This is a genomic window from Nonomuraea monospora, from assembly GCF_039531895.1.
Lineage (GTDB): Bacteria > Actinomycetota > Actinomycetes > Streptosporangiales > Streptosporangiaceae > Nonomuraea > Nonomuraea monospora.
In genome coordinates, this window is sequence record NZ_BAAAQX010000020.1 from 131,927 (window position 1) to 156,715 (window position 24,789).

General features: G+C 72.0%; 24 protein-coding genes. 13 read left to right on the plus strand and 11 right to left on the minus strand.

Annotation, left to right across the window (positions count from 1 at the left end; all coding sequences use genetic code 11):
• Window positions 1–50: 50 nt before the first annotated feature.
• Window positions 51–704, plus strand: coding sequence for a TetR/AcrR family transcriptional regulator (locus ABD331_RS33765; RefSeq protein ID WP_344483783.1), 654 nt, complete (start codon window positions 51–53; stop codon window positions 702–704).
• Here the strand turns inward: ABD331_RS33765 and ABD331_RS33770 are convergent.
• The gene (locus tag ABD331_RS33770) at window positions 638–1,855 is read right to left on the minus strand and encodes a cytochrome P450 family protein (protein ID WP_344483785.1); all 1,218 of its coding nucleotides are present in this window, start codon (window positions 1,853–1,855) and stop codon (window positions 638–640) included. The genes ABD331_RS33765 and ABD331_RS33770 overlap by 67 nt on opposite strands.
• A gap of 170 nt (window positions 1,856–2,025) precedes the next feature.
• On the opposite strand from ABD331_RS33770, the gene ABD331_RS33775 reads away from it, so the two are divergent.
• Entirely contained in the window at window positions 2,026–3,261 is a 1,236-nt protein-coding gene (locus ABD331_RS33775) for an MFS transporter (protein ID WP_344483788.1), read from the plus strand.
• A 10-nt stretch (window positions 3,262–3,271) separates the two neighbouring features.
• Here ABD331_RS33775 and ABD331_RS33780 read toward each other — a convergent pair whose 3' ends face one another.
• Window positions 3,272–4,771: an N-acyl-D-amino-acid deacylase family protein gene (locus ABD331_RS33780; RefSeq protein WP_344483791.1), complete on the minus strand. Its 1,500-nt coding sequence runs from the start codon at window positions 4,769–4,771 to the stop codon at window positions 3,272–3,274.
• Between the two features lie 363 nt (window positions 4,772–5,134).
• Between ABD331_RS33780 and ABD331_RS33785 the strand changes: the two genes are divergently transcribed.
• Both ABD331_RS33785 and ABD331_RS33790 read left to right on the plus strand, forming a co-directional pair.
• Window positions 5,135–6,964 (plus strand): rhamnogalacturonan lyase, encoded by a 1,830-nt coding sequence (locus tag ABD331_RS33785; protein WP_344483794.1) that lies wholly within the window; start codon window positions 5,135–5,137, stop codon window positions 6,962–6,964.
• A 20-nt stretch (window positions 6,965–6,984) separates the two neighbouring features.
• Complete coding sequence (locus ABD331_RS33790; RefSeq protein WP_344483796.1) at window positions 6,985–7,371, plus strand: hypothetical protein; 387 nt, start codon at window positions 6,985–6,987, stop codon at window positions 7,369–7,371.
• Between the two features lies 1 nt (window position 7,372).
• On the opposite strand, the gene ABD331_RS33795 is transcribed toward ABD331_RS33790, so the two are convergent.
• From ABD331_RS33795 to ABD331_RS33805, 3 genes are read right to left on the minus strand one after another with little or no spacing between them, the layout of a single operon-like run.
• Window positions 7,373–8,392 (minus strand): cobalamin B12-binding domain-containing protein, encoded by a 1,020-nt coding sequence (locus ABD331_RS33795; protein ID WP_344483799.1) that lies wholly within the window; start codon window positions 8,390–8,392, stop codon window positions 7,373–7,375.
• Window positions 8,389–9,957, minus strand: a complete 1,569-nt coding sequence (locus ABD331_RS33800) for a PP2C family protein-serine/threonine phosphatase (RefSeq protein WP_344483802.1) — start codon at window positions 9,955–9,957, stop codon at window positions 8,389–8,391. The genes ABD331_RS33795 and ABD331_RS33800 overlap by 4 nt, the downstream gene beginning before the upstream one ends.
• A 34-nt stretch (window positions 9,958–9,991) precedes the next feature.
• On the minus strand, window positions 9,992–11,389 hold the full coding sequence (locus tag ABD331_RS33805; RefSeq protein WP_344483805.1) for an MFS transporter: 1,398 nt from the start codon (window positions 11,387–11,389) through the stop codon (window positions 9,992–9,994).
• A 77-nt stretch (window positions 11,390–11,466) separates the two neighbouring features.
• Between ABD331_RS33805 and ABD331_RS33810 the strand changes: the two genes are divergently transcribed.
• From ABD331_RS33810 to ABD331_RS33820, 3 genes are all read left to right on the plus strand, one after another.
• Window positions 11,467–12,357, plus strand: a complete 891-nt coding sequence (locus ABD331_RS33810) for a helix-turn-helix domain-containing protein (RefSeq protein WP_344483808.1) — start codon at window positions 11,467–11,469, stop codon at window positions 12,355–12,357.
• An 85-nt stretch (window positions 12,358–12,442) separates the two neighbouring features.
• On the plus strand, window positions 12,443–12,943 hold the full coding sequence (locus ABD331_RS33815; protein ID WP_344483811.1) for a SigE family RNA polymerase sigma factor: 501 nt from the start codon (window positions 12,443–12,445) through the stop codon (window positions 12,941–12,943).
• A complete protein-coding gene (locus tag ABD331_RS33820; protein ID WP_344483814.1) occupies window positions 12,940–13,692 on the plus strand; it encodes a hypothetical protein in 753 nt (250 codons plus the stop codon). The genes ABD331_RS33815 and ABD331_RS33820 overlap by 4 nt, the downstream gene beginning before the upstream one ends.
• Before the next feature lie 7 nt (window positions 13,693–13,699).
• Here the strand turns inward: ABD331_RS33820 and ABD331_RS33825 are convergent, their stop codons facing one another.
• The 4 genes from ABD331_RS33825 to ABD331_RS33840 all read right to left on the minus strand — a co-directional run bounded on the left by ABD331_RS33825 (window position 13,700) and on the right by ABD331_RS33840 (window position 17,202).
• Window positions 13,700–14,662 carry a TIGR04500 family putative peptide maturation system protein gene (locus ABD331_RS33825; protein ID WP_344483817.1) on the minus strand — a complete coding sequence of 321 codons (963 nt, stop codon included), beginning with the start codon at window positions 14,660–14,662 and terminating at the stop codon, window positions 13,700–13,702.
• A 25-nt stretch (window positions 14,663–14,687) separates the two neighbouring features.
• Window positions 14,688–15,665 (minus strand): MvdC/MvdD family ATP grasp protein, encoded by a 978-nt coding sequence (locus ABD331_RS33830; RefSeq protein ID WP_344483819.1) that lies wholly within the window; start codon window positions 15,663–15,665, stop codon window positions 14,688–14,690.
• 59 nt (window positions 15,666–15,724) lie between these two features.
• Window positions 15,725–15,886, minus strand: coding sequence for a hypothetical protein (locus ABD331_RS33835; protein ID WP_187414563.1), 162 nt, complete (start codon window positions 15,884–15,886; stop codon window positions 15,725–15,727).
• A gap of 68 nt (window positions 15,887–15,954) precedes the next feature.
• Window positions 15,955–17,202, minus strand: a complete 1,248-nt coding sequence (locus tag ABD331_RS33840; protein ID WP_344483824.1) for an MFS transporter — start codon at window positions 17,200–17,202, stop codon at window positions 15,955–15,957.
• Between the two features lie 67 nt (window positions 17,203–17,269).
• Between ABD331_RS33840 and ABD331_RS33845 the strand changes: the two genes are divergently transcribed.
• Window positions 17,270–18,256 carry an ArsR/SmtB family transcription factor gene (locus ABD331_RS33845; RefSeq protein ID WP_344483827.1) on the plus strand — a complete coding sequence of 329 codons (987 nt, stop codon included), beginning with the start codon at window positions 17,270–17,272 and terminating at the stop codon, window positions 18,254–18,256.
• A gap of 56 nt (window positions 18,257–18,312) precedes the next feature.
• Here ABD331_RS33845 and ABD331_RS33850 read toward each other — a convergent pair whose 3' ends face one another.
• A complete protein-coding gene (locus ABD331_RS33850) occupies window positions 18,313–19,383 on the minus strand; it encodes a hypothetical protein (RefSeq protein ID WP_344483830.1) in 1,071 nt (356 codons plus the stop codon).
• Window positions 19,384–19,597: 214 nt separating this feature from the next.
• Here ABD331_RS33850 and ABD331_RS33855 point away from each other — a divergent pair, with 214 nt between their 5' ends.
• From ABD331_RS33855 to ABD331_RS33870, 4 genes are all read left to right on the plus strand, one after another.
• Entirely contained in the window at window positions 19,598–20,419 is an 822-nt protein-coding gene (locus ABD331_RS33855) for a CPBP family intramembrane glutamic endopeptidase (protein ID WP_344483833.1), read from the plus strand.
• Complete coding sequence (locus ABD331_RS33860) at window positions 20,416–21,720, plus strand: sensor histidine kinase (RefSeq protein ID WP_344483835.1); 1,305 nt, start codon at window positions 20,416–20,418, stop codon at window positions 21,718–21,720. The genes ABD331_RS33855 and ABD331_RS33860 overlap by 4 nt, the downstream gene beginning before the upstream one ends.
• A gap of 40 nt (window positions 21,721–21,760) precedes the next feature.
• Window positions 21,761–22,420: a response regulator gene (locus tag ABD331_RS33865; protein ID WP_344483838.1), complete on the plus strand. Its 660-nt coding sequence runs from the start codon at window positions 21,761–21,763 to the stop codon at window positions 22,418–22,420.
• Window positions 22,421–22,742: 322 nt separating this feature from the next.
• Window positions 22,743–23,348, plus strand: a complete 606-nt coding sequence (locus tag ABD331_RS33870) for a hypothetical protein (RefSeq protein WP_344483841.1) — start codon at window positions 22,743–22,745, stop codon at window positions 23,346–23,348.
• Window positions 23,349–23,415: 67 nt separating this feature from the next.
• Here ABD331_RS33870 and ABD331_RS33875 read toward each other — a convergent pair whose 3' ends face one another.
• Window positions 23,416–24,303, minus strand: coding sequence for an NAD(P)-dependent oxidoreductase (locus ABD331_RS33875; RefSeq protein WP_344483844.1), 888 nt, complete (start codon window positions 24,301–24,303; stop codon window positions 23,416–23,418).
• 49 nt (window positions 24,304–24,352) lie between these two features.
• On the opposite strand from ABD331_RS33875, the gene ABD331_RS33880 reads away from it, so the two are divergent.
• Window positions 24,353–24,760, plus strand: a complete 408-nt coding sequence (locus tag ABD331_RS33880) for a MerR family transcriptional regulator (RefSeq protein WP_344483847.1) — start codon at window positions 24,353–24,355, stop codon at window positions 24,758–24,760.
• The last annotated feature ends 29 nt before the right edge of the window (window positions 24,761–24,789 follow it).

The window sequence follows — 24,789 nt, forward strand, 5'->3', positions numbered from 1 at the left end:
AGTTAAACCGTAGCACGACTAACTCAACAGCGGTGAGTTACGCTGATCACATGCCACGACAACAACGGGCGGGCGGCCGGCGGCCCGGCGCGACACGTACGCGCGAGGAGATTCTCGAAGCCGCGCAGCGCAGCTTCGCCGACTCCGGCTACGACGGCACCACGATCCGCGGCGTCGCCAGGGAGGCCGGCGTCGATCCCGCGCTGGTGCTGCAGTTCTTCGGCAGCAAGGACGGCCTGTTCGACGCCGCCCTGCGCGCCGACCCGCCCGTGCGCGACCTGGTGACGCTGGCCGGCGAGGGCGAGGTGGCCGACCTCGGCGTCCGCCTCGCCCGCCGCTACCTGGAGTTGTGGGAGGACCCGCACTCAGGCCCCCGGATGCTGGCCGTGGTACGGGCGGCAGCCGCGGCGCCGAGCGCGTCGGCCATGGTCACGGCGTTCATGACGGACGCCGTGATGCTGCCCCTGGCCAAGGCGATCGACGCCGACGAGCCCGAGCTGCGCGCCGCTCTGGCCGGCGCCTACCTGCTGGGCGTGGCCACGGCCCGCTACGTGCTGCGCATCGGGCCGCTGGCCTCGCTGTCGAGGCAGGACGCCGCGTCCGTCCTGGGCCCCGTCGTCCAGCACCACCTCACCGGTCAGCTCCGGGGGCCGAGCACCACGGGCAGCCGCATGGGCCCCTCGGTGATGAGCGAGGGCGTGTAGCCGATGTCGTCCACCCCGATCGCGAGCCGCAGGCCGGGGTGGCGGCCGAACAGCGACGACAGCGCGATCCGCATCTCCAGCCTGGCCAGCGGCGCGCCCAGGCAGAAGTGCGGCCCGCGGCCGAAGCCGACGTGCGCGTCCGGCTCGCGCGAGGCGTCGAACCGGGCGGCGTCCTGGCCGTACCTGGCCGGGTCCGTGCCCGCCCCGTCGAGCCCGACCACGATCGGCGCGCCGGCCGGGATGTCCGTCCCCAGCACCCGCACGTCCTGGAGCGGGTAGCGGAACATCACGTTGATCACCGAGCTGCGGCTGCGCAGCGCCTCCTCCACGACCTTCTCCCAGGCCTCCTGGTTCTTGGCGCCGGGGAGCTGGGCGCGGTCGGCGCACAGGGCGATGACGGTGTTGGCGAGCATGTGCACGGTGGTCTCGTGACCGGCGATGAGCACCAGCCACAGGATCCACAACATCTCCTCGTCCGACAGCCGGTCGCCGTCGTCCTCCTGCACCTTGATCAGCCCGCTGGTGAGGTCGTCGCCCGGCTCGGCGCGCTTGCGCTCGATGAACGCCCCCAGGTACGCCAGCATGTCGCCCGCCGCGGTGGCGGCCTCCTCCGGGCTGGCGGTGTGGAAGAGCAGCGTGTTCGTCCATTCGCGGAGCTGGTAGCGCTCCTGTTCGGGCACGCCGAACAGCTCGCAGATCACGGCGATGGGCAGCGGCTCGCTGAAGTGCCGCACCAGGTCGACCACCTCGCCCTCGGCTGCCAGCCGGTCGAGAAGCCCGTCGGTGATCTGCTGGATGCGCGGCGCCATGGCGGCCACCCGGCCGGGCGTGAAGGCGCGGTTGATGAGGCCGCGCAGCCGGCGGTGGTCGGCGCCGTCCTTGGTCAGCAGATGGTTGCCCTCGACGATCTGGCGCAGCGGCCAGTCAGGGGGGATGGTGCCGTCGTGCAGCGCCGGGCAGTTGAGTGCGTTCTTGCTGTAGAGGGTGCCGTCGTTGAGCAGCACCTCGCTGACGCTGTCGTACGAGCACACCATCCAGGCGTTGACCTTGCCCGGCAGCTCGATGGGGACGACGGGGCCGCCTTCGTCCCTGAAGCGGCGGACGGTCTGTGAGGTTCGCTCACCGGGGGCCGGAATCGGCAGGGGTTCCATGCGCAGTCTCCCGTGTCGGAGGGAATTCAACTGTCCGCCCTGCGAATGGCCTCTGCCATACCGCTTCGTGGTCATGTCACCACGCAGGCGGCGACACCTGCCGCCGTGGCTACAAAACGCTACGGAACGACTTCGACAATGAGTCATCGGCGTTGTAGGAAGATGTCCGGATGATCACGTCCAGCCCGTTACATCCGCGGCGGCTTCCGCTTTTCGGCCTCGCCGCCGCCCTCTCCGCCCTCTCCCTGACGTTCATCATGCCCGTCCTGTTCGGGCTGCGGGACCCGTCGATGATCCTGTACGGCCTGCGCGGCGAGGCGATGCTCATCGCGGCCATCCTGGTGGCGCCGCTGCTCGGGGCGCTGGTGGACCGGGCGCGTAGCCGTCGTACCGTACTGGTCGCGATGGCGTGGGCGGGCGTGGTCGCGCTCGCGGCGGCCACCGTCGCGGCGCAGGGCCCCGACGCGGTGAGCGGCCCGGTCTTCACGGCCGTGGCGGTGACGACGTCCGCCGTGACGGCCCTGGCGCCGGTCGGTGAGCAGGCGTACCTGCCGTCGATCGTCGGACGGGAACGCCTCGTCACCGCGAACGCCGTGCTGCACGTGCTGCCGCTGCTCGTCATGGTGGTGTTCGGGGCCGCGCTCTCCTGGGCCGACGGCGACGGCCTGGTGCTCGCTGTCGCCGTCGCCGCGATGGCGGCCTGCGCGGCGGTGGCCTTCCGCGGGGTCCAGGCGGACGAGGAGCCGCCATCGCCCAGAACCGGGCTCTGGCGGGAGACGCTGGAAGGGCTGCGGTTCACCTTCAGGGAGCCGGTGTTGCGGGCGATCGCCCTGTGCGTCATGGTGACCGGCCTGACCGGCGGGTTCATCGAGGAGATGGAGGGGGCGGCGCGCGGCGCGCTGGCAGACCACGAGACCATCTCGCTGTCCATGATGGTCACCGGTTACGGCGCGACCGCCCTGGGGCCGCTGGTAGCCGTGCTGCTGCACCGCAGGCTCGGCGCCTACCGGCTGGCGGTCGCGGCCCTGCTGGCGAGCCAGCCGTTCCTCCTGCTGCTCACCCTGTCGGGCGGGCCGTGGTGGTACACGCTCGGCAACCTCGTCCCGCAGGCGGGCATGATCGTCGTCAGTATCGCGCTGCTGAGCCACCGCCAGGCGATCACGCCCGACCGGCTGCTCGGCCGCGTGAGCGGCACCCTGATCGCCGTGGTCACGCTGAGCGAGACCCTGGGCAACGTCCTGCTGGGCCGGCCCGGCGACTGGCTCGCCGAGGACGCCTCGTCGCCGCTGCCTCTGCTCACCGGCCTGGTCGTAGCCACGGCGCTGAGCATGGCCGCCGCCGTCCCACTGCTGCGCGCCCGACACCTCGCGGCGGCACCGCGCGAGCCGGAATCAGCGCTGCCATAAACGCGGGGAGTCAGCGCTGCCGCAGGACGCGGCCCCGGCGTTCGCCCGTGAACTCGCCGGACTCCACCACCACCCGCCCCTCCAGCAGCACGTGCACGATCCCGGTCGGCCGGACGGACGGGACGGCGTAGGTGCCCGCGTGCCCGATGGTGGCCGGGTCGAACACGCAGATGTCGGCCCACGCCCCGGGCCCCAGCCAGCCTCTCCCCCGCAGGGCGAACTGGTCGGCGTTCGCGGAGGTCGCCTTGCGCACGGCCTCCTCCCAGGGGATCACCTGGCGTTCCCGCACGTACGTGCCGAAGAAGCGCGGGAAGCAGCCCCACGTACGGGGGTGCTCCAGCCCGGCGGGCAGCCCGTTGTCGGAGCCGATGCCGATGAGCGGGTCGGCCATGATCTCGGCCAGGTCCTCCTCGGCCGTCAGGAAGGCGACCATCGTGGCGGCGGGGTCGGCGGCCACCAGCGCGCAGGTGGCCGCCCACGGGTCCACCTCCAGTTTGCGGGCGATCTCGGCCAGCGAGCGGCCGGCGTAGGAGGGCTCGGCGTGCGCGGTGACCCGCACGTCGGCCGGCGTGACGTCCTGCCACAGGCCCGCTCCCGTCCCGCCGGCCTCGGCCATGGCGCGCAGCCGGTCCCGCTCGGCGGGCACCGCGAGCGCCTCGCGCAGCCGGCCGCCGGCCAGCGCGGACGGCGGCAGCAGGGCGGCCAGCACGGTCGCGCCGGCGACGTAGGGGTACTGGTCGCCGCGCACGTCCACGCCGCGCGTCCGGGCCTCGCGCAGCCGGTCGAGCAGCATCCTGGCCCGCCCGTGGTTGGCCCGGCCGGCGACCTTGCAGTGCGAGACCTGCAGCCGCACGCGGGCCCGCCGCGCCACCTCGACGGCCTCGTCCAGCGCCGCGGCCAGCCCGGCGCCCTCGTCGCGCAGGTGGGTGGCGTACGGCACGCCGAACCCGTGGGCGACGGAGGCCAGCGCCACCAGCTCGTCGGTGCCCGCGTACCCGCCTGGCGAGTAGATCAGCCCGCTGGACAGCCCGCACGCGCCCGCCGTGAAGGCGGCCGTGGCCAGGTCGCACATCCTTTCGAGGTCGCCGTCGCGCAGGCGCTCGTCGAACCCGGCCACGGCCGCGCGCAGCGTCGAGTGCCCGACGAGGGTGGCCATGTGGTTGGTCGGCCCTGCGGCGGTGATCGCCTCCAGGTACTCGGCGAACATCCAGTCGGGCACGGCCGCGCCCGTCACCTCGGCCAGCACGGAGGCGTCGGGCGCGTAGGAGAAGCCGCAGTTGCCGTTGATCTCGGTGGTGACGCCCTGCAGCAGCTTGAACGGCTGCGGCTGCGCCATCAGCGGCACCAGGTCGGAGTGCGCGTGGGCGTCCACGAACCCGGGCGAGACGGCCAGGCCCGTGACGTCGATCACCCGGCGCGCGCCGCCGAGCCGCTGCCCCGTCTCCATCACCCAGCCGCCGGAAACGGCGACGTCTCCGACGAAGGCCGGGGAGCCTAAGCCGTCGTACACGGTGCCACCGCGAAGGATGAGATCGACCATGCAATCCGCCCTGGAGTAAGAAATCTTGTCATGTACTACAACGCCGGACGCCGGTAGAGGTTCCACGACCGCCGTGACACCGAAGTCAAGAAGCAGCAAGGACGCCCTTGCGGATGGGATACCGGCTGGCTTTAAATACGCCTGGCGCTGACCCAGCCACCCCTGCCGCCGACAAGGAGCCTCTGTGACCATCCCCGCAGGTCGGGCCTCATTTTCCACCGCCCGCAATCTCCGCGCCAGCCTGTTAACGCTATCAATTGTGTCGCCGACCCCATGAAACTTTCTTTTAGCCTATCGGGAAAGCGCTTACCCGCCGCTGTGAAGGAAAAAGTCATGCGATTGCACCTGGCCGCCGCGGCCACCGTCCTGGCCCTGGCCGCGATCACGATCCCCACCGCCCCCGCCCAAGCCGCGCCGCCCACGAAACAGATGGAGGACCTGGACCGGGGGCTGATCAGCGTACGATCCGGCTCAGGCAACCTCGTCTCGTGGCGGCTGCTCGGCACCGACCCCGACGGCGTCTCCTTCAACCTCTACCGCGGCTCGACCAGGGTCGCCACCGCCCTCACCAGCTCCACCAACTACCTCGACAGCGGCGCCGCCGCCGACGCCTCCTACACCGTCCGCGCCGTCGTCAACGGGGCCGAGCAGGCCGCCTCGCCCGCCTCGCTGCGCTTCACCGGCGGCGCCTATCTGGACGTGCCCATCCAGCCCCCGTCCGGCGGCACCACCCCCGACGGGGTCGCCTACACCTACAGCGCCAACGACGCCAGCGTGGGCGACGTGGACGGCGACGGGCAGTACGAGATCGTGCTCAAGTGGGACCCGTCCAACGCCAAGGACAACTCCCAGTCCGGCTACACCGGCAACGTGTACGTGGACGCGTACCGGCTGAACGGCACCCGCCTGTGGCGCATTGACCTGGGCCGCAACATCCGCGCGGGCGCGCACTACACCCAGTTCCAGGTCTACGACTACGACGGCGACGGCCGGGCCGAGGTGGCGATGAAGACCGCCGACGGCACCAGGGACGGCGCCGGCACGGTGATCGGCAGCTCCGGCGCCGATCATCGCAACTCCAGCGGGTACGTGCTCAGCGGCCCCGAGTACCTGACCATGTTCAACGGCCTGACAGGCGCCGCGATGTCGACCGTGAACTACGACCCGCCGCGCGGCACGGTCTCCTCGTGGGGCGACAGCTACGGCAACCGGGTCGACCGCTTCCTGGCGGGGACCGCGTACCTGGACGGCGAGCGCCCCTCGCTGATCATGGCGCGCGGCTACTACACCCGCAGCGTCATCGCCGCCTGGGACTTCCGCAACGGCGCGCTCACCAAGCGCTGGACGTTCGACAGCAACTCGGCCGGCTCGCAGTACGCCGGGCAGGGCAGCCACAGCCTGTCCGTCGGCGACGTCGACCAGGACGGCCGCGACGAGATCGTCTACGGCGCCATGGCCGTCAACGACAACGGCACCGGCATGTGGAGCACCCGCACCGGCCACGGCGACGCCCAGCACCTGGGCGACCTCGACCCGGCCAGGGCGGGGCTGGAGTACTTCAAGGTCAGTGAGTCCACCTCGCAGCCCGGCTCCCTCTACATCGACCCGCGCAACGGCTCGATCCTGTGGTCCACCGCCTCCGGCTCCGACAACGGCCGCGGCGTGGCGGGCGACATCTCGACGGTCAGGGTGGCCAGCGAGTTCTGGTCCGCCTCCGACACCCAGCTACGCAGCGTCACCGGCAACAACGCCGGTCGCGAGCCGTCCTCCGTGAACTTCCTCATCTGGTGGGACGCCGACCCCGTCAGGGAGCTGCTCGACCAGACCAGGATCGACAAGTACGGCACCGACGCCGACACCCGCCTGCTGACCGCCTCCGGCGTGCACTCCAACAACGGCACCAAGGCCACCCCGTCGCTGTCGGCCGACCTGTTCGGCGACTGGCGCGAGGAGGTCGTCTGGCCGACCAGCAACAACACCGCCCTGCGCATCTACTCCACCACCACGCCGACGGACCGGCGCATCTACACGCTGATGCACGACCCGCTCTACCGCGTGTCGGTGGCGTGGCAGAACACCGCCTACAACCAGCCGCCGCACACCGGCTTCTTCCTCGGCGACCGCATGCCGGCGGCGCCGCGTCCGGACATCTACGTGCGTTAGAAATCCGGTACGTTGAGGCGATGGACGAGCGGATCGCTCCCGTACAGGGCATGAAGATCAGCGTCCGGACCCGCCGCGACGTGGTGATCGTGGACCTGGAACGCTTCCTCGCGACCGCCCGCGCGGCCTACCGCGAGCAGGATCCGGCGGCGAGCGAGGAGGACGCGGCCGAGTTCGTCGCCGACGTCCACGACGCGATCTGGCTGCTGCTCGACCGGGACGGCGAGCTCGCGCACGGCGAGCCGCAGACGCGGGCCGAGCAGCCGCGGCAGGACCGCCCCGACGGGCTGCTCCTGGAGGGCGAGATGCGGCACATCTCGCTCGACGACCCGCTGCCGCTGCCCGGCCGCCACTGCTTCGAGCTGGACGACTCGGAGGACTACTTCGCCCTGCCTCCCGAGGGGTAGCTCACGGGCACCGGGCTCGCGCCCGCGCCACCATGTCGAGGGCGCGTGGGAACCCGTCGAGGCGTCCGGACAGCGCGTCCAGCGCGGCAGGAAGCAGCGACCCGGGGATGTCGCGCGCCGTGAGCACGTGCCGCATCCAGCCCACGAACGCCGAGAACAGCTTCGGGTCGTCCACGTACAGGGCGGCCCGGAGGAAGTCCACGAGGTAGGCGACCTGCTCCGCGAGCTGCCCGAGCTGCTGCTCGGTGCAGCCCGCCGGCTCGGGCCCGCGGGCCAGCTCCGTCACGATGCCGCCGACGAGGTCCCCGGCGGAGCGGGTCAGCTCGGTGTACTCCCGGTCGGCCAGCCCCAGCGGCTCCTCGCGGGAGCCGGTCCGGCGCGGCAGCGGCCCGGCGGCCAGCAGGTCGGCGGCGGCGCGGGCGTCCGGCGCCCAGCCGTCGGCGCCCAGCAGCCGGGCGTAGCGGCCGTCCGGGCCGAACGCGGCGCCCCCGGCCACCACCGGCGTGCCCGCCGCCTGGCAGGCGGTGATCGCCGCGTGCGCGGCCGGCAGCCGGATGGCCAGCGAGCTGGACAGCGCCACCGCGTCCGGGTTCGTCAGGTGCAGGTGGGCGACCAGGTGCGGCGTGGGGACCTGCGCGCCCAGGTAGTCGACGTGCCAGCCGCGCACCCGCAGCACCTCGGCCAGCAGCCGCGCGGGGAAGGCGTGCCACTCGCCGTCGATGCACGCCACCATGATCCGCCCCCTGCCCGGACCGTCCTGACCGGGCATGCGGTGGGCCAGGGTGGCGAGCACGCGCTCGTTCACCGCCGTGGCCGTGTGCTCCTGGGCGACCGAGAGGCGGTTGGCCGCCCACTCCCGGCCGACGCGGGCCTGCACGCCCGCTACCACCTCCAGCAGCAGGGTCTCCATGGGCATGCCCGCGTCGAGCGCGCCCGTCGCCACGGCGGTCGCGGCGGGCTCGTCGCCGGCCGTCGCCGCCGTCCACAGCGCCTCCACCCGCTCCTCGACGCCGTCCGTCATGGCTGCTCCGCACCCGCCGTGCGGGGGGCCGAGATGGCGACGACCGCCATGTCGTCGTGCTCGCCCTCGCCGACCCACTCGGAGGCCAGCATCTGCACGCGCTCCGCCACCGCCTCGGGAGGCATGCCCGAGCTCTGGCGGAGCTGCTCGCTCAGCCGCTCCTCGCCGAAGAACTCGTGGCCGAGCGGGCCGCCTCTGGCCTCGATGATGCCGTCGCTGTAGAGCAGGCAGGTCTCGCCCGGCTCCAGCACCACCGAGTCGGTGACGCTGGTGATGTCGTCCAGCACCCCGATCAGCGTGCCCACGGCCGGGACGGTCTCGACCCGGCCGTCGTTGCGCAGGATCAGCGGCGCCGGGTGCCCGGCGCTGGTCAGCCGCAGCGCCACCCGCGTGCCGCGACGCTGGAACGAGGCCAGCACCAGCGTGACGTAACGGGCCTGATCGCCGTCGGTGACCAGCACCCCGTTCAGCAGCTCCAGCACGCGGTGATGGTCGTCGGCCAGCGGCAGCAGCGCGCGCAGGGTGTTGCGGATCCTGCCCGTGAGCACGGCCGCCTCCAGCCCCTTGCCCGCCACATCGCCGAGCACCACCAGCGACTCCTGCCCCGAGCCCGCCACCGGATGGACGTCGTAGAAGTCGCCGCCGACCCGCTCGCTGGAGCCCGCCGGCCGGTAACGCGCCGCCAGCTCCACCCCGTTCAGCGCCGGCGTGGGAGGCGGCAGCAGCTCCGCCATCAAGGTCTCGGTGATCATCGCCTGCTCGACGTACAGGCGGGCGACCGAGATGGCGGAGCCCGCCCACTGGGCGAACAGCCGGACGAAGATCCGTTCGTCCGGCGAGAAGCCCTCTCGCGCGCCTCGCACGAGCACCAGCGCCCCCGCGGGCAGCCCGTGGCCGGGCAGGGCGGCCACCGCCACCGAGCCCACTTCGGCGCGCCTGTCCCCGAGCACCCAGCCGGGAGCCTCCGCCGGGTCGATCCAGCGCGTGGGCACCGGCGGGAAGCCCTGCAACGCCTCGGGCAGGCCGGGCAGCGTACTGGGGTCGATGTTCGTCTCCCACGTGGCCGCCTCGCCCGCGGCGCCGCAGCGGGCGATCGCGTACCTGCGGCCCGCTCTCGGCAGGACGACCAGCGCGGCGTCCGCCAGGCGGCGGGCGGCCAGGCAGGCGGTCACCTCCAGGCAGCGGTCGAGGTTCAGCGAGGGCAGCAGCTCGTCGGAGGCCTCGGCCATGAACGCGGTCCACTCGCGCAGCGAGTCCATCGCGTGCTGCCTGCCGGTGACGTCGATGAGCCACCAGACGATCCGGTCGCCCGTCGCGTACACGGCATGGGCCTGGAACATCCGGCCGCCCAGCTCGCCGCACGGCTCCGCGCCTCCGGCGCGCCCCCCTGAGGCGAGTCTGTCGTGCGCCCGCGACAGCCACTCGGGCGCGGCTCGCTCCAGCCGCTCGCCGACGCCGGTGCCGGACAGCAGCAGCCTGGCCGCCTCGTTCGCCTGCTCGACGACCCCCGACGTGCTGACCGCCAGCATCGGGTACGGCGCGTCCTCCCACACCATCCCGACCATGGCACCATCCTGCGAGACCCCCGGATTGCTCACGCTACCGCCGGTGCACCGGGGCTCTCTTTCCGCCATATCGCTTCTTTGCAGGATCTTTCACTCGGGTGACCCGGGCGGCGCAGACCGCACCGGCCAGGAGCAGCACGACGGCGACGCCGACCACCCGCCGCAGCCCCTCGGCGGAGGTGGGTGCGGCGAAGTACACGCTGCCGAGCCCGGCCACGGCGGTCACCCCGGCGAGCACCGGGCCGGTGGAGTTCAGCGCCGACACGGCGGAGGCCAGGCGCGGCTCCACCAGGGACGTGATCCGCGCGATCAGCGGGCTGTACCCGGCCGCGTGCCCGGCGCCGGCCAGCATCAGCAGCGGCACCAAGCCGACCTCGTACCAGTGCAGTCCGACCACTCCCACCGTTCCGGCTGCTCCGGCCGCGAACGCCAGCGGGCCCGCCACCGGCAGCGCCTCCCGCAGCCGCGCCGGATAGCGGCTCCAGGTCAGGCTCAGCGTCCCGAACCCCACCGTGTACGGCACGAACGCCAGCCCCGCCCGCAACGGCGAGTAACCGAGCGCGTCCTGCAGATGCAGGGTCAGGATCAGCAGGAAGACGGTGTAGCAGCCCATGATGATCCAGCACGCCGCCAGCCCCGGCTTCACCCCCTCCGGCCGCAGCGCCGCCGGATCCAGCAGCGGATGCCGCGCCCGCGTCTCGTACCAGGCGAACCCCGCCAGCAGCGCCACCCCGCCCGCCAGCGAGACCCACGCCCAGCCGGGCCAGCCCTGGTCAGGCCCGAAGATGAGCGGGGCGGCCAGCGCCGTCATCGCCACCGTCAGCACCGCCACACCCGCCGGGTCCAGCCGCGCCCGCCCGTCCGGACGCGAGCCCGGCAGCACCCGCAGCCCTGCCGCCACCACGACCACCCCGATCGGCACGTTGATCAGGAAAATCGGCCGCCACGACAGCCCGAACAGATCCGCCCCGGCCACCAGCCCGCCGACCACCTGGCCCAGCGCCACCCCGAGCGCCAGCACCATGCTGTAGACGCCGATCGCCCGGCGGCGGGCCGCCCCGTCGAAGTGCTGGAGGATCAGCGCGAAGATCTGTGGCGTCAGCAGCGCCGCGCCCACCGCCTGCGCGACACGCGCCAGCACCAGCGCCGCCGCCGTGGGCGCCAGCCCGCACAGCAGCGACGCGCCGGTGAACCAGGCCAGCCCCAGCAGGAACGCCCGGCGGTGCCCGATCACGTCGCCCAGCCGGGCGCAGGTCACCAGCAGCACGCCGGTGGTCAGCAGGTAGCCGGAGACGACCAGTTGGATCGCGGCGCCGTCCGCCCGCAGGTCGTCGCGGATCGTCTGGGCGGCCACCGAGACGATGGAGCCGTCCATGGAGGCCATGACCTGGCCGGTGAGCAGCACGGCCAGCATCCGGCCACGATTGATCATTCGCCCAGGATGGGGTGAAGGCGGGTGTCCGGTCTTGAACGAATGTGCGGATTCGGGGGCTGTCGTACCGTGGTGCGGTGCGTACTACCAGGACGGTGATCGAGAGCCGGCACTTCGCGATCCGGGCGGTCGAGTGCACCGACGATCACGCCCGCTGGTCGGCTCCGGAGCCGGCGCCGTCGGCGCATGTGGTGCTGGTGCGGCGGGGGCGGTTCCGGGCGGAGGTCGGCGGGCGGCGGGTGGTGGTCGAGCCTGCCGTGGGGTACCTGCATCTGCCGGGGGAGGAGCTGCGGTTCGCGCATCCGGCGGGGGGTGATGTGTGCACGGCGGTCGCGTTCGCCGGTGGCGAGGCGCCGGGCGGCGGCTTTTCGAGCGAAGGCGTTTCGGGTGGCGGGCTGGTGGGGGGTGGCGGGCTGGTGGGGGGTGGCGGGCTGGTAGGGGGTGGCGAGCTGACCGCTGGGATGCGGGTGCGGGTGGCGGCGCGGTCGCGGGCCGTGCGGGTGGACGCGCGGCTGGAGCTGGCCCACCGGCTGCTTGTGCGTACGGGCGCCGACCCCGCCTTCGCCGCCGCCGAGGCCGTGCTCGACCTCCTGCGCCTGGCCCTGCGCGAACAGCCGGACGACGCCGCCCCGCCACCGGGACGGGCCGAACTGGCCGACCGCGCCAGGGAGGCGATCCTGGCCGACCCGCTGGCCGGGACGAGCCTGGTGGAGCTGGCCCGGCTGCTGGAGACGTCCCCCTCCCACCTGAGCCACACGTTCCGGCACCACGTGGGCATGCCGGTGAGCCGCTACCGCAACCGCGTCCGGGTCAGCCGCGCGCTGGCCCGCCTGGACCAGGGCGAACAGGACCTCGCCCAGCTCGCGGCCGGCCTGGGCTTCAGCGATCAGGCCCACCTGACCAGGGTGATGCGGGCCGAGCTGGGACACACGCCGGGCCGGGTCCGCGCCCTGCTCGTCACGGCCTGAGCCTCCTCGCGAAAAGTCGCTGTAATCCGAATCCGCCCGCCAACCGGTAGTCATCACCGGACGACCGACGAGACGGAGATGACGGATGGACGACGGGTTCGCCGAGTACGTGGCTCACCGGCAGCTACGCCTGTGCCGGATGGCGTACCTACTCACCCGCGACTGGGGCACGGCCGAGGACGTGGTGCAGACCGCGCTGGCGAAGGCCTGGCTGGCCTGGCGGCGGATCGAGGGCAACCCCGACCCGTACGTCTACCGGATCATCGTGAACACCCACACGTCGTGGTGGCGCAGGCGCTGGCGTGGCGAGGTGCCGGCCGAGGTGCTGCCCGAGACCGCCGATCCGCGTGACGCGGCGGCCGAGGTGGACGACCAGGCGGCCTTGTGGAGCGCGATCGGCGCGCTGTCGCCGCGCCAGCGGGCGGTGATCGTCCTGCACTACTACGAGGGACGCACGCTGACGCAGGTCGCGGAGATCGCCGGGTGCTCGCTGGGAGCGGTGAAGAGCCAGCTCAGCCGGGCACTCACCCGTCTGCGGGTCGATCCGGACATTCGGCGCATGAACGTGGAGAGGGTCAAGCGATGACGCACACCGAGAGCGACCTGCGAGAGCTGCTGACCAGGCGGGCCCGGGAACAGGGCGGCGGTGCCGGGCTCGACGCGATCATCCGGCGCGGCCGCCGCGTCCGCCGCACCCGGCGGGCTTTCATGGCGGGCGCGGCGGCGCTGGCCGTCACGACGGTCGCGCTGGCCGGGATGCAACTGCGCCCGGCCGGGCCTCCTGTCGCCCAGCAGCCCGTGGACTCGGCGCAGGTCGAGCAGCCCGTCCCCGAGGTGCCAGGGAAGTTCGAGGTGCGGCTGGGGGCGAAGCAGTTCGACATGCCCCTCATCCACTCCGAACGTTTCGACACGCTGGGCGCCCGCACCGTCACCTTCACCCCGACCAGCACCTACACCGGCTCCAAGGTGCTCTGCGAGGACCCGAGGGCCTGGGTCGTCACGACGGAGCGGCTCAAGGGCGGCGAGTCGGGCGGCGGCGCCGCGCGGTGCGGTGACGGCAGGGGCGGCATGCACCACGACGAGCTGTCCGCGCCCGACGGCTGGCTGGATGGGCCGCAGACGCTGAAGGTCTGGGTCTTTCCCTCGGACGCCCCCGTCCGTGAGGTGGCGAAGGCGGTCACGGGCTGCCGGATGTTCGGCAAGGACACCGGCTGCGACGAGTCGGCCCAGCTCCACGCGCTGACGAACCCGAAGGTGCGCGAGCGGCTGCTGGCCGAGCTGGGTGAGCGTCCCGGCAGGTGGGCGGTCGGGATCTACGATCGTCCCGCCGGGTAGCGGGCGTTCAGAGCCAGTGCCAGGTGACCCGCGCCTGCTCGGCGGCGGCGGCCAGCCACTCCTCGAAGGCCTCCGCACCTGCGGCGGCCAGGGTGGCCGCGTCCTCGACGGCTTCCTCCCGCTTGAGCACCGCCCCGGTCAGGAAGCCTCCCTCGAACGGCACCGGCCCCACCGTGGACGCCTCGCGCAGCGGCTCGGGCAGGTCTCGCGCCCAGACCTGGGCCCTGGTGAGGCGCACGTCCCAGCGGCCGTCGAGCGGGCCGTGCAGCTCGTCCACGCCGACCGGCTCGTCCGCCGAGATCGCCCACACGGCCCACACCCTGGCGAACCGCTCGCGGTGCCGGGCCAGGTACTCGGCCGCCAGCTCCGCCCGCATCCGGGTGCGGAAGCGCTCGTCCTTGGCGGCGGTGGTCATGTGGTCGTGGAACGCCTCGGCGCTCATGCCCATGCGTTCCAGCCACCTGCGCATCGCCTCGCCGCTGGTGAGGCCGTGGCGGCGGCGGAAGGCGTCCGCGGCGGCCTGGACGTCGTCGAGCTCGACGTCCTGCTTGGCGGCGGCGTTGCGCAGGACGCAGAACCGGACCAGCTCCTCCTGCGGCGACAGCCCGGGGCGGGTGAGTGAGCGGAGCATCAGCATCGCCTCGGGCGTGGAGACCTGCATGCCGTCCACGGTCAGCAGGTTGCCCGCGGCCCAGTGGGTGGAGTGGTCGACCAGCCAGGACGCGCCGTCGTCCGGCTGCACGCCGAGCATGATGGTGCCGCCGGCGGGGTCGTCGATCAGCAGGTCGTAGTCGACGATCGGCGAGCCGGGGCGCGGGTTGGTGACGAGCTGGGCGGCCAGCTCGGGATGCGAGGCGGCCCACGCGGCGGCGGCGCGGCGGGACTCCGCCACGGCGGTGCGCCTGCGGCTCAGCCCACGCAGCAGATTGACCCCGCTGTGGAGGACGGGGCCCAGATCGGGTGCGGTCATGGCTTGTTCACTCTCAAGGGGGCGGTCATGGCGCGTCCGTTTCTCCGGCCGTGAGCCAGTCCGCGATGGCGTCGCTGATCGGCAGGCCGGTCAGGTCCTCGATCCACGCCCACTGGCCGTTGGGATTGATCTCCAGGAACACGTACTCCCCGTCCGGGGTCAGGATCAGGTCGATGGCCCCGAACGACACGCCGAGCGCGGCGACCAGGTCCACGCAGCGGCGGGAGACGTCGTCGGGCAGGTGGTACACGCTGTGGCGGGCACGGTCGAAGTCGTAGTGGCGCCAGTCGTCGCGGGTGCGCGCGGAGTCCTGCGAGGCGATCTCGGCGGTGAAGACCTGCCGCCCGACGACGGTGACGCGCAGCTCGACGGCCTTGCGCACGTACGGCTGCAGGATGGTCGGCTCGTGGGCCAGCCCGGCGCGGCCGGCGAGGTCCCTGCGCTGCACCACGGTGGTGTAGACGGTGTGCCGGGCGCCGTCGATCTCGAACGGGGCGTACTCGACGGGCTTGGCGATCAGCCGCCCGCCGGCCCGCTCGTAGGCGGGCACCAGCTCGGCCGGGTCGTTGGTGATCACGGTGCGCGGCACGGCGAAGCCCAGCCGCTGGGCCAGGGCCAGGTGGACCAGCTTGTTGTGCGCCCTGCGCAGCACCGGGTGCCTGGCCGGCAGCCAGCGGGCGTCCAGCAGGTCCCAGAAGCCTTCGAGGAACCACTCCGACAGCTCGCCTGCGCGGTCCCGCAGGTCGGCGGCGGTGACGTGCGGCGCGGCTGCGGGCTGTCCCGGCCGCCGGTTCCACACGGCCGTCGTCTCGCCGAGGTCGACGGTCTCGCCGCCGGTGACCAGCCCCAGCTCGGTGCCGCCCGCCGCGAACCGGGCGGTCAGGTGGGCGAGGCCCGGGTACTGGCCTGGGTCCCACCAGACGACCTCGGCGCCTCTGGCCTTCAGCTTGGGCAGGACCATGCGGACGGTGGTGTCGCCGGGTTCGCTGAGTATCAGTAGCATGTGGCCCCCCTCGGCCGCGCGGGAGAAGCGCGAGGCTCCTCCCGCGCGGCCCTGAGCGTTTAGTAGTCGGACACCCAGCCGTCGGACGGCCTGCCCTCGGTGCCGTTCGTGTGGTAGCAGCGCTCCATGCGCGCGCCACCGGAGACCAGACCGAGGTCCGCCTCGTCGATCACCGGCAGCTCGTTGCTGAGATCGTCCAGGTTCACGATCTTCTTAGTCATTTCTTCCCTCCCTTTCCGTGGGCGAGCCGTGGCCCCGCGCGGGGTCCCGGCTCGTGGGATGAAGCTCATCAGCCGGTGTTTGGATCCGGCTTGTGAGTGGCTTGGAGATCATCGGCGCGCATCGCCCGGATCAGCACGGGCAGGGCGATCACCAGGACGATCCCGCGCAGCGCGCCCGCGACGGGGTACGGCGCGTCCACCCCGAACCTGTGCGCCACCATCCCGCCGGCCAGCGCCCCGAGCGGCATCAGCCCCCAGCCGAGCATCCGGTACACGCTGTTCACCCTGCCGAGCAGCCCGGACGGCACGAGCTGCTGCCGCAGGCCGACGGTCACGACGTTCCACACTGTGGTGACGAAGCCGGTGGCGGCGAGCAGGGCGCCGAGCACGATCGCGTCCGGGCTCAGGCCGATCCCGACGAACGTGACGACGTTCGTGACGAGCGCGGTGATCAGGGCGGGCAGCGCGCCCATTCGCTCGATGAGGGGCGCGCCGAGCAGCCCGCCGAGCAGGCTGCCGACGGCGGCCCCGGCGAGCAGCAGGCCGTAGCCGGGCGCGTCGAGGTGCAGCTTCTGGGTGGCCAGCAGGACCAGCGACACGTTGCCGAGCTGCCAGCAGAAGGTGTTGACGCCGAGCAGCAGCGCCAGGGTGCGCAGCAGACGGTGCCTGGCCAGCCAGCGCAGCCCGTCCGCGATGGCCGTGCGCATCGGCGCGTGCCCGCCGGACGCGCGCCCGCGCCTCGGCAGCGTGGCAAGCAGCGCGGCGGACATGGCGAACGAGGCGGCGTCCAGCCCGAACGGCAGCGCCACCGCGACCGCGAAGAGCAGCCCCCCGACGGGCGGCCCGGCGAACTGCAGCCCGATCGTGGTGATCACCTGCTGGTGGCCGTTCGCCCTGTGCAGCAGCGGCTTGGCGACCAGGTCAGGCAGCACGGCCTGCGCGGCGTTGGAGAAGACGACCGTGCACGCCCCCAGCGCGAACGCCAGCACCGCCAGCGCCGGGATGCCGATCGCGTCGAACGCGGCGAGGACCGCGATGGCGGCCACGATCACCGCCTGCAGCATCTGTGACCGCCACATGAGGGCCACCCGGTCGCACCGGTCGACGAGCGCGCCGGCGGGCAGCGACAGCAACAGCCACGGCAGGAACGTCGCCGCGGACACCACCGACACCAGCCGCGCGTCATGCGTCACCGTGACGGCCAGCAGCGGGATCGCCGCCGTGAACGCCCCGTCGCCGACGCCGCTGATCCCCGTCGCCCACCACAGCCGCCAGTAACCCCGGGACAGGCGCGGTTCGGCCTCGCTCTGCGTCATGCCGCGATCTTCCGGCGCGGGTCGTCAGGGGCGACAGCATTTAGGGCTGGGCTACATAATCGGGCACATGGCTCTCACGGTCGATCTGGGCGTGGCCGAGCTGGCGGCGACCAGATTCGCGGTCTCGCCGCTGTCGGAGACCGTGTCCGCCCTGCAGCAGCTCGGTGACCGCGATCGGCAGCCGGTCAACCTGCGGTGGCTGCGGTGGGCCGCGGACGAGCTGGCCCGGCGTCCGCTCGACCTCTCCTTCACCTGGCCACTGATCGTGAACGACCGGCCGGGCTGGCCGGGGTTCCTCGTGCCCGCCCCGCGCGGCACGGGCGGGTCCATCGACGACGACCTGGCCGCGGTGCGGAGCACGCCCGCTTCCCAGGTACGGACCAGCCTCCGGCGCGTGTTCGGCGACGATCTCCGCGGGCCCGCCGCCGACCTCGCCGAAGATCCGGCGGCAGGGCTACGCGTGATCACCACGGAACTGCGGACCGCCTACGACCGGCTCATCGCACCGCACTGGCCTCGGATCAGGGCCGTGCTCGACGCGGACGTCGGCCATCGCGCCAAGCAGCTGGCCGCCGGCGGCGCTCGGCAACTGTTCTCCAGCCTGCACCCGGACCTGCGGTGGAGCGATGGCAGGCTGCGGCTGATCCAGGCGTATGAGCGGGCCGAGCAGGTCGTGGAGCTCGGGCCCGGCGGGCTGGTGCTGATGCCGGTCGCGCTCGGCACCCCGTACGTGCTGATCAAGAAGAGGACGTCCACCCAGACCACCGTGCGCTACCCGGCCCGCGGCGTCGGCACGTTGTGGACCGCCGGGACGCGCGCCCCGGCGGGCAGCGCGGTGCGGCTGCTCGGCCGGGTGCGGGCCGGGCTGCTGGAGGCGCTGCGGTCGCCCGCGACGACGACGGACCTGGCCCGCGCGCTCGGCGTGACGCCCAGCGCCGTCTCGCAGCATCTGCGGGTGCTGCGCGAGAGCGGGCTGGTCACCTGCGAACGCTCCGGGCGCACGGTCCTCTACCTGACGACCGCCCTGGGCACGACCCTCATCGGGGACGACTGAAGGTGACGAGCAGCGTCGGCGTGGCGGCGGGCACGCTCAGCACGGCGGGCGGCGGCTTAGAAGATCTTCATGTCCCTGAGCATCCGCCAGCTCTCCAGCGCCTTGATCGAGTTGGGGTACTCCTTCTTCGCGATCCAGTCGCCCAGTGCCCGCTTGCCCGCGTACTTCTTGAGCTGCCCGTTGAACTCCCCCACGTTGTAGTACACGTAGGTCCAGTAGACCAGCTCGTCCCGGGTGGGCGCGGCGTACCCGTAGGCCTTGACGTCGGCCAGGAACAGCGCGCGGCGCCGCTTCAGCATGGCGGCCTCGCCCTGCAGCCCCATCGTCAGGTTGGGGAACAGCGCCGACTCCACCAGGGTGCCCTTCTCGTTGCGTCTCGTGTCGAGGCCGATCCGCTTCGGGTCGTAGGGCAGGAAGTTCCTGCCGGGCACCCTGGCGGCGTCCATGTCGAGGAAGAAGCGGTCGGTGCCGAGGTAGTCGTAGCCGAAGATCGGGCTGGTCGTGGGGACGCTCCTGAGCTGCGCGTCCGTCGGGTCACCGCTGTTCTTGCCCAGCCCGATCAGGTCGCGCACGTAGTCGACCAGCCCCTCCAGGTAGGCGTAGGTGTAGAGCTGGTCCACCGGCAGATCGGGCGTGGCGGCGGTGAAGACCACGTCGAGCACCTGCGGCGGGGTGTTCTTCAGCCAGTACTTGGCCTGCGAGTTCGGGTACTTCCGGGTCAGCTCGGCCAGGGGCGTGGTGAACAGGGCGAAGAGCTGCCGCTCCCTGGTCAGGTACGCCGCGCTCCCGGCCCGCGCCCGGTCGGCCACCAGGCCCGCCCACCGTTCCAGGGCCGCCTCCGGCGCCCTGCCGAGAACGCCCAGGGCGTGCGTGATCCGCGCCCGGCCCGCGTTCGCGTTGAACGTCACGCTCTTGCCCTTCTTCACCTCGTTCAACGCGTTCCTGAGCACGTCGAGGTCGGCCTTGACGCTCGCGTCCGGCCCGAGATAGCTCTTCCTGGCCCTGTCCAGAACCTGCTGGCCCCGCGTCTGCGCGCCCGCCTCAGCGGGGATCGCCGTGCTGCCGGCGAGGGCCAGGGCGCATGCCAGAGTGGTGACGGCGAATCGACGCCGTGAGTACGTGTGCATGCCTGCTGCTTATCGCCCGGCGTGTTGACCTGCCATGGGGCGGCGTCCGTGGTCATACGCGGGCGGCTGGTGGACAAATGGCCAAAGCCGCTGTCCCCCGTACGAGCTACCGGCGAATGTCCACCGCGTGGTGACGATTCCCCGCCGCCCGATCCCTAACGTTTCCGGCGTAACCGCGGCGCTCCGGTCGCGGAGTCTTCGTGAGGGAGTCTTCATGCGACTGTTGACGCAACTCGTGGCCGTGGCCGCGGTCGCTCTCCTCGGCAGCCTGGGCGTCCAGGCCGTGCAGGGAAACTGGCTGCTCGTCCTGCTTCTCGGCGTCGGCACGGCCGCGCTCGCGGTGTTCGTGTACGCGTGGGCGGTGCGCCGGTCGGAGCGCCGCGAGCCTTCCGAGGTGGCCGCGAAGGGCGCCACCCGCGCCTTCGGCCGTGGCCTGCTGATCGGCACCGGGATGTTCGCCGCCGTCATCCTGAACATCGCCTTCCTCGGCGGCTACCGCATCGACGGCCTGGGCTCGCTGACGACAGCGGCCGGGCTCGTCGGGTTCATGGCCGCTGCCGCCGTGACGGAGGAGCTGCTGTTCCGCGGCATCCTGTTCCGTTTCGTCGAGCAACGCACCGGGACGTACCTGGCGCTGGTGCTGACCGGGCTGCTGTTCGGCCTGTCGCACCTGTTCAACCCGCACGCCAGCCTGTGGGGCGCGCTCGCCATCGCGATCGAGGCGGGCGGCATGCTGGCCGCCGCCTACGCCGCCACCCGCACCCTGTGGCTGCCGATCGGCCTGCACTTCGGCTGGAACTTCGCCGCCGCCGGCATCTTCGGCGCCGAGGTCTCCGGCAGCGGCGCGGCGCAGGGGCTGCTGAACGGCGTGACGTCCGGCCCCGCCCTGCTCACCGGCGGCGACTTCGGGCCTGAGGGCAGCGCGTACGCCGTCGTGTTCGGCCTGCTCCTGACCGTCGTGTTCCTGTGGCTGGCCCGCAGGCGCGGCAACCTGATCCCGCTCCGCCGCCGCCCGGCCGCTACGCTCGCCTCATGATCGAGCTCCGCCGGGTCGCGGGCCTGCGGCGGCGCTGGGACACCATCAAGCTCCACCGCCTCACGCACTGGTGGCAGCGCTGGGACACCATCAAGCTCCACCGCCTCACGCACTGGTGGCAGCGCTGGGACGCCATCAAGCTCCACCGCCTCACGCACTGGTGGCAGCGCTGGGACGTCACGGTGCGGGACTTACCGTTCGGGCTGGCGCTGGCCGCCGCGTCTCTCCTTCCGGCGCTCCACGGCAAGGGCACGCAGGTCGGCGACCTCCCGGCCGTCCCGCTCGACGAGCTGGCGTACGTGGCGATCGCCCTCCAGACCCTCCCCCTCACCGTACGCCGCCGCTGGCCGGCCGTCAGCCTCGCCCTCGTGTCGGCCGGCTTCGTGTACGACCAGCTCCTCTCGTACCACGTGCTGGCCAGCAACGCGATGCCCCTCGCGCTCATCAGCGCAGGAGCCCACCTGAGGCGCCACCGGCGCGTCGCCGTGACCCTCCTGTCCGCCGCGTACCTCGCGCTCGCCATCACGCTCAACCGGCTCGGCGCGCCCGAGCAGCCGGAAGGGTACGTGGTGTTCTACCTGGCGCTGGCCCTGGCCTGGGGCGTCGGCGTCTGGCTGCGCTCCACCCGCGCCGCCGAGGCCGAACGCCGCCTGCGCGTCGCCGAGGCCACCCGCGCCGCCGAACGCACCCGCATCGCCCGCGAGCTGCACGACGTCGTGACCCACCACGTGACGGCCATGGTCGTGCAGGCCGAGGCCGCCCGCTACCTGACCGCCGCCCCCGACCGCCTGGAGGAGACCCTGACCGCCGTCACCGACACCGGCCGCCGCGCCATCGCCGACCTGCGCCACATGCTCGACCTGCTCAAGGCCGACCACGACGGCGACGCCAGGACGACACCGTCCGCCGGCGACCTGCACGGCCTCGTCGAGCAGACCCGCCGGGCCGGCCAGCCCGTGGAGCTCGCCGAGGAAGGCACACCGGCCCGGCCCGACTCCGCCACCTACCGGAGCGCCGAGTTCGTCACGTACCGGGTCGTTCAGGAAGCCCTGACGAACGCCCTCAAACACGCCCACGGCAGCCCTACCGTTGTCCGGGTGCGCTACGACGAGGAGGAAATCGCCGTGGAGATCGGCAACGACGGCTCCGGCTCCCGCGCCGCCTCCCCGGGGGGCAGTGGGCGGGGGCTGGCGGGGTTGCGTGAGCGCGTGGATGCGCTGGGCGGCGAGTTCAGCGCCTCCGCTCAGGTGGGCGGCGGTTTTCTCGTACGAGCCCGCATCCCCGCGGGAAGCCCGTCGTGAACGCGGTCGCAGCGACTTGCACCCCCACCGGAGACCCCTCGTGAACGACCCCATCCGCGTCCTGGTCTGCGACGACCAGGCACTCATCCGCACCGGCTTCGCCACGATCATCGACGCCCAACCCGACCTGGAGGTGGTCGGCGAGTGCGGCGACGGCCGCGCCGCCATCGACCTCGCCGCCCGTCTGCACCCCGACATCGTCGTCATGGACGTGCGCATGCCGGTGCTCGACGGCATCGAAGCCACCCGCCTACTGGCCGGCGCGGGCGTCGACAACCCCGTCAAGGTGCTCGTCGTGACCACGTTCAACCTGGACGAGTACGTCTACGAGGCCCTGCGCGCCGGCGCGAGCGGCTTCCTCCTCAAGGACGCCCCACCGGCGCAGTTCCTGCACGGCATCCGCACCGTCGCGACCGGCGCCGCCCTGCTCGCCCCCGAGGTGACGCGGCAGCTCGTCGGCCGGTACGCCTCGCGCATCCGCCCCGCCAGAGACACCCCGGACGACGTGGCGCTGACGCCGCGCGAGCTGGACGTGCTGCGCCTCATCGCCGATGGACGGTCCAACAGCGAGATCGCCGCCACGCTGGTGATCAGCCAGGAGACCGTGAAGACGTATGTGTCGCGCATCCTCACCAAGCTCGACCTGCGGGATCGGGTGCAGGCGGTGGTGTACGCCTACCGCCGCGGGCTGGTCACCTGACGCCGCCAGCACACTCGGCAGCCCCACGATCTCCTCCATCGTGCCGTACACGGGCCCGACCTGCGGATAGGACCCCTCGGGAGCATCCCGCAACACGTTCCTGGCGGCAGCTCGGCTCACCGCATAGCCGTACACCCGGAGCACGTGGTGCACGGGAAGGCTGGTCACTTGGTTGCCCGCGGCAGCAACCTCAACCCCTCATGCGAACGCAAGCACGCGCCTCGACCCAGCCACCGCTCTCCAACGCCAGCTCATTGACGCACACGGCGTGAAAATCGCGCGATCGCGTCTCAGCGAGCGGCCAAGCCATTCAACCGAACTCGTGCAATTCGGCAAGGGCAAGGTAGTCGCGGCCGACGTGATCTATCGCGACTCCAAGGCAAAGCCCGAATCACGAGTCATCCGCTTCCCCGACCGCTGGTACACACGCGAATATCCGCCCAAGGAATCGCTGCCCGACGGAAAGCCATGGTTCCTCTACCCGGGCCCGCCGAACGATCTCACATTGGCCTGCGGTCCCATCGAGCTGAGCCATCCGGCCACGCTGAAGGCCGTGCTGGCGACCGCCACCGTCAAACGCCCGGCGGGAACGTACGACAAGGTGCGCACCACCTTCTACCAGGGCCGCATAACCCTGGGCGAGCTGTACAAGGCGAACAGCGCCTTCCGCGTCCCGGTCAACGCCAAACCCGTCGGCGAATACGCCAAGATCCCGGTGACCTGGAAACTGTGGCTCGGCAAAGACCAACTCGTACGCCGCTGCCGAAGCTCGTACGCCAGGCCGATCATCGTGCCCGGCATGCACAGCGACGAGCGATTCCGCCACACCGAGGACATCCGGCTGTCGAGCTGGGGCACCAAAGCGAACATCCAGCCACCTCCCACTGATCAGGTGGCCACCTACGACGACCTCGACCCACCCGAATGATTCGCCCTCGCCACGTTGAATCCCGCCCGACCCAGAAGATCGGACGGGATTCCGTCAACCGCCAAGGTCAGTCGTCACGACCGGGTCTGCTGAATTCCCCGATCAGCACCGGATACTGCTCCCCACCATGCCCGGCGGCGATCGCGCGATCAGCCATCGCCTTCATCAGCTTCGGCAGCTCGGCATTCACCCCCACCGCCTCACTCTCCTCGATCAAATGCGCCATCGCCCGCGCATCGGTCTCCAGGGCCGACACCTCGGCCGGGAACGCGCCCGCATCGACCTGCTCCGCGTACTCAGGCAACCATTCGGCCACCGTGGCGGCGATCTGCCGCGCGAACGGCGCGTACGTCACGGCGTCCACACCAGCCGTCCTGAGCAGAGCCGTGCCTTGCAGCCACGCATTCAGCACACTCCACATCATGGCCAGCCCCGCCACGTCGTACAGGGAAGCCAGCCCGGGATCGGCCCCCAGATAGGTGACAGTGCCGAGCGCACCAAGCGTCGACTCATGCTCCTCGAAGAAGGACTCCGGCCCGCTGTGCAGAATCACCGCCTCAGCGGTCCCGATCGCCGACGGAATGGCCATGATGGCACCGTCCAGGTAATGGGCGCCGCGCCGCTCAGCCCATCGGGCGGCCTCCCGCGCCTGACCCGAGTCACCCGAGGTCAGGTTGATCAGCATCACCCCGTCCAACCCACCCTCGCTCTCGCTCAGCAGCTCGTACATGGCCTGGTAATCGGTGACGCAGACAATCGTCACGGAACCGGCCTTGAGCGCCTCCCCCACACTCGGCGCCAGCCTTGCCCCCTCTGCCACCAACTGGTCGGCCTTCCCGGCCGTACGATTCCACACGGTCGTCGGATGCCCGGCCTTCAGGAACGCGGCGGCGAGCGCCCGCCCCATCAGTCCGAGGCCGATGACCGCCACAGGTGTATCGCTTTTGCTGTTCATGGCAGCATCGTCAACGTTGATACCGGTGTGAAGGTCAAGTGAGGTTGCCATGCTGATCGGAGAACTGAGCCGCCGGACAGGCGTGAACACCCACCAGTTGCGCTACTACGAGGCCCAGGGCCTGCTCAACGCGGAACGCGGCGCGAACGGCTACCGCGAGTACGACGAGAGCGCCGTACTGCGCGTGAAGCAGATCCGGCACCTCCTCGGCGCCGGCCTGTCCTCGGAGGACATCGCATACCTGCTGCCCTGCGCGGTCGGAGAAACCCCAGAACTACTGGGATGCCCCGAACTACTGGCCGCGATGCGCTCAAGACTGCAGCGCCTGGACGACCAGATGAACCGGCTAGCCCAATCCCGCCTCGCCCTCGCCGACTACATCGACGCGGCCGAACGCATGGCCGGCGACCACTACCCGCCCTTCGACGACGCCTGTGAAGAGCCCATTTCCGCCTGAGCCATCCGCTCCTGGGCTCTCCTCCAGCC

Excerpts from the sequence above, each read along its gene's own strand:
- ABD331_RS33765 (WP_344483783.1), top strand. The coding sequence starts at position 51 with ATGCCACGACAACAACGGGCGGGCGGCCGGCGGCCCGGCGCGACACGT.
- ABD331_RS33770 (WP_344483785.1), bottom strand. The coding sequence starts at position 1,855 with ATGGAACCCCTGCCGATTCCGGCCCCCGGTGAGCGAACCTCACAGACC.
- ABD331_RS33775 (WP_344483788.1), top strand. The coding sequence starts at position 2,026 with ATGATCACGTCCAGCCCGTTACATCCGCGGCGGCTTCCGCTTTTCGGC.
- ABD331_RS33785 (WP_344483794.1), top strand. The coding sequence starts at position 5,135 with ATGCGATTGCACCTGGCCGCCGCGGCCACCGTCCTGGCCCTGGCCGCG.
- ABD331_RS33790 (WP_344483796.1), top strand. The coding sequence starts at position 6,985 with ATGGACGAGCGGATCGCTCCCGTACAGGGCATGAAGATCAGCGTCCGG.
- ABD331_RS33795 (WP_344483799.1), bottom strand. The coding sequence starts at position 8,392 with ATGACGGACGGCGTCGAGGAGCGGGTGGAGGCGCTGTGGACGGCGGCG.
- ABD331_RS33800 (WP_344483802.1), bottom strand. The coding sequence starts at position 9,957 with ATGGTCGGGATGGTGTGGGAGGACGCGCCGTACCCGATGCTGGCGGTC.
- ABD331_RS33805 (WP_344483805.1), bottom strand. The coding sequence starts at position 11,389 with ATGATCAATCGTGGCCGGATGCTGGCCGTGCTGCTCACCGGCCAGGTC.
- ABD331_RS33815 (WP_344483811.1), top strand. The coding sequence starts at position 12,443 with ATGGACGACGGGTTCGCCGAGTACGTGGCTCACCGGCAGCTACGCCTG.
- ABD331_RS33820 (WP_344483814.1), top strand. The coding sequence starts at position 12,940 with ATGACGCACACCGAGAGCGACCTGCGAGAGCTGCTGACCAGGCGGGCC.
- ABD331_RS33825 (WP_344483817.1), bottom strand. The coding sequence starts at position 14,662 with ATGACCGCACCCGATCTGGGCCCCGTCCTCCACAGCGGGGTCAATCTG.
- ABD331_RS33830 (WP_344483819.1), bottom strand. The coding sequence starts at position 15,665 with ATGCTACTGATACTCAGCGAACCCGGCGACACCACCGTCCGCATGGTC.
- ABD331_RS33835 (WP_187414563.1), bottom strand. The coding sequence starts at position 15,886 with ATGACTAAGAAGATCGTGAACCTGGACGATCTCAGCAACGAGCTGCCG.
- ABD331_RS33840 (WP_344483824.1), bottom strand. The coding sequence starts at position 17,202 with ATGACGCAGAGCGAGGCCGAACCGCGCCTGTCCCGGGGTTACTGGCGG.
- ABD331_RS33845 (WP_344483827.1), top strand. The coding sequence starts at position 17,270 with ATGGCTCTCACGGTCGATCTGGGCGTGGCCGAGCTGGCGGCGACCAGA.
- ABD331_RS33850 (WP_344483830.1), bottom strand. The coding sequence starts at position 19,383 with ATGCACACGTACTCACGGCGTCGATTCGCCGTCACCACTCTGGCATGC.
- ABD331_RS33855 (WP_344483833.1), top strand. The coding sequence starts at position 19,598 with ATGCGACTGTTGACGCAACTCGTGGCCGTGGCCGCGGTCGCTCTCCTC.
- ABD331_RS33860 (WP_344483835.1), top strand. The coding sequence starts at position 20,416 with ATGATCGAGCTCCGCCGGGTCGCGGGCCTGCGGCGGCGCTGGGACACC.
- ABD331_RS33875 (WP_344483844.1), bottom strand. The coding sequence starts at position 24,303 with ATGAACAGCAAAAGCGATACACCTGTGGCGGTCATCGGCCTCGGACTG.
- ABD331_RS33880 (WP_344483847.1), top strand. The coding sequence starts at position 24,353 with ATGCTGATCGGAGAACTGAGCCGCCGGACAGGCGTGAACACCCACCAG.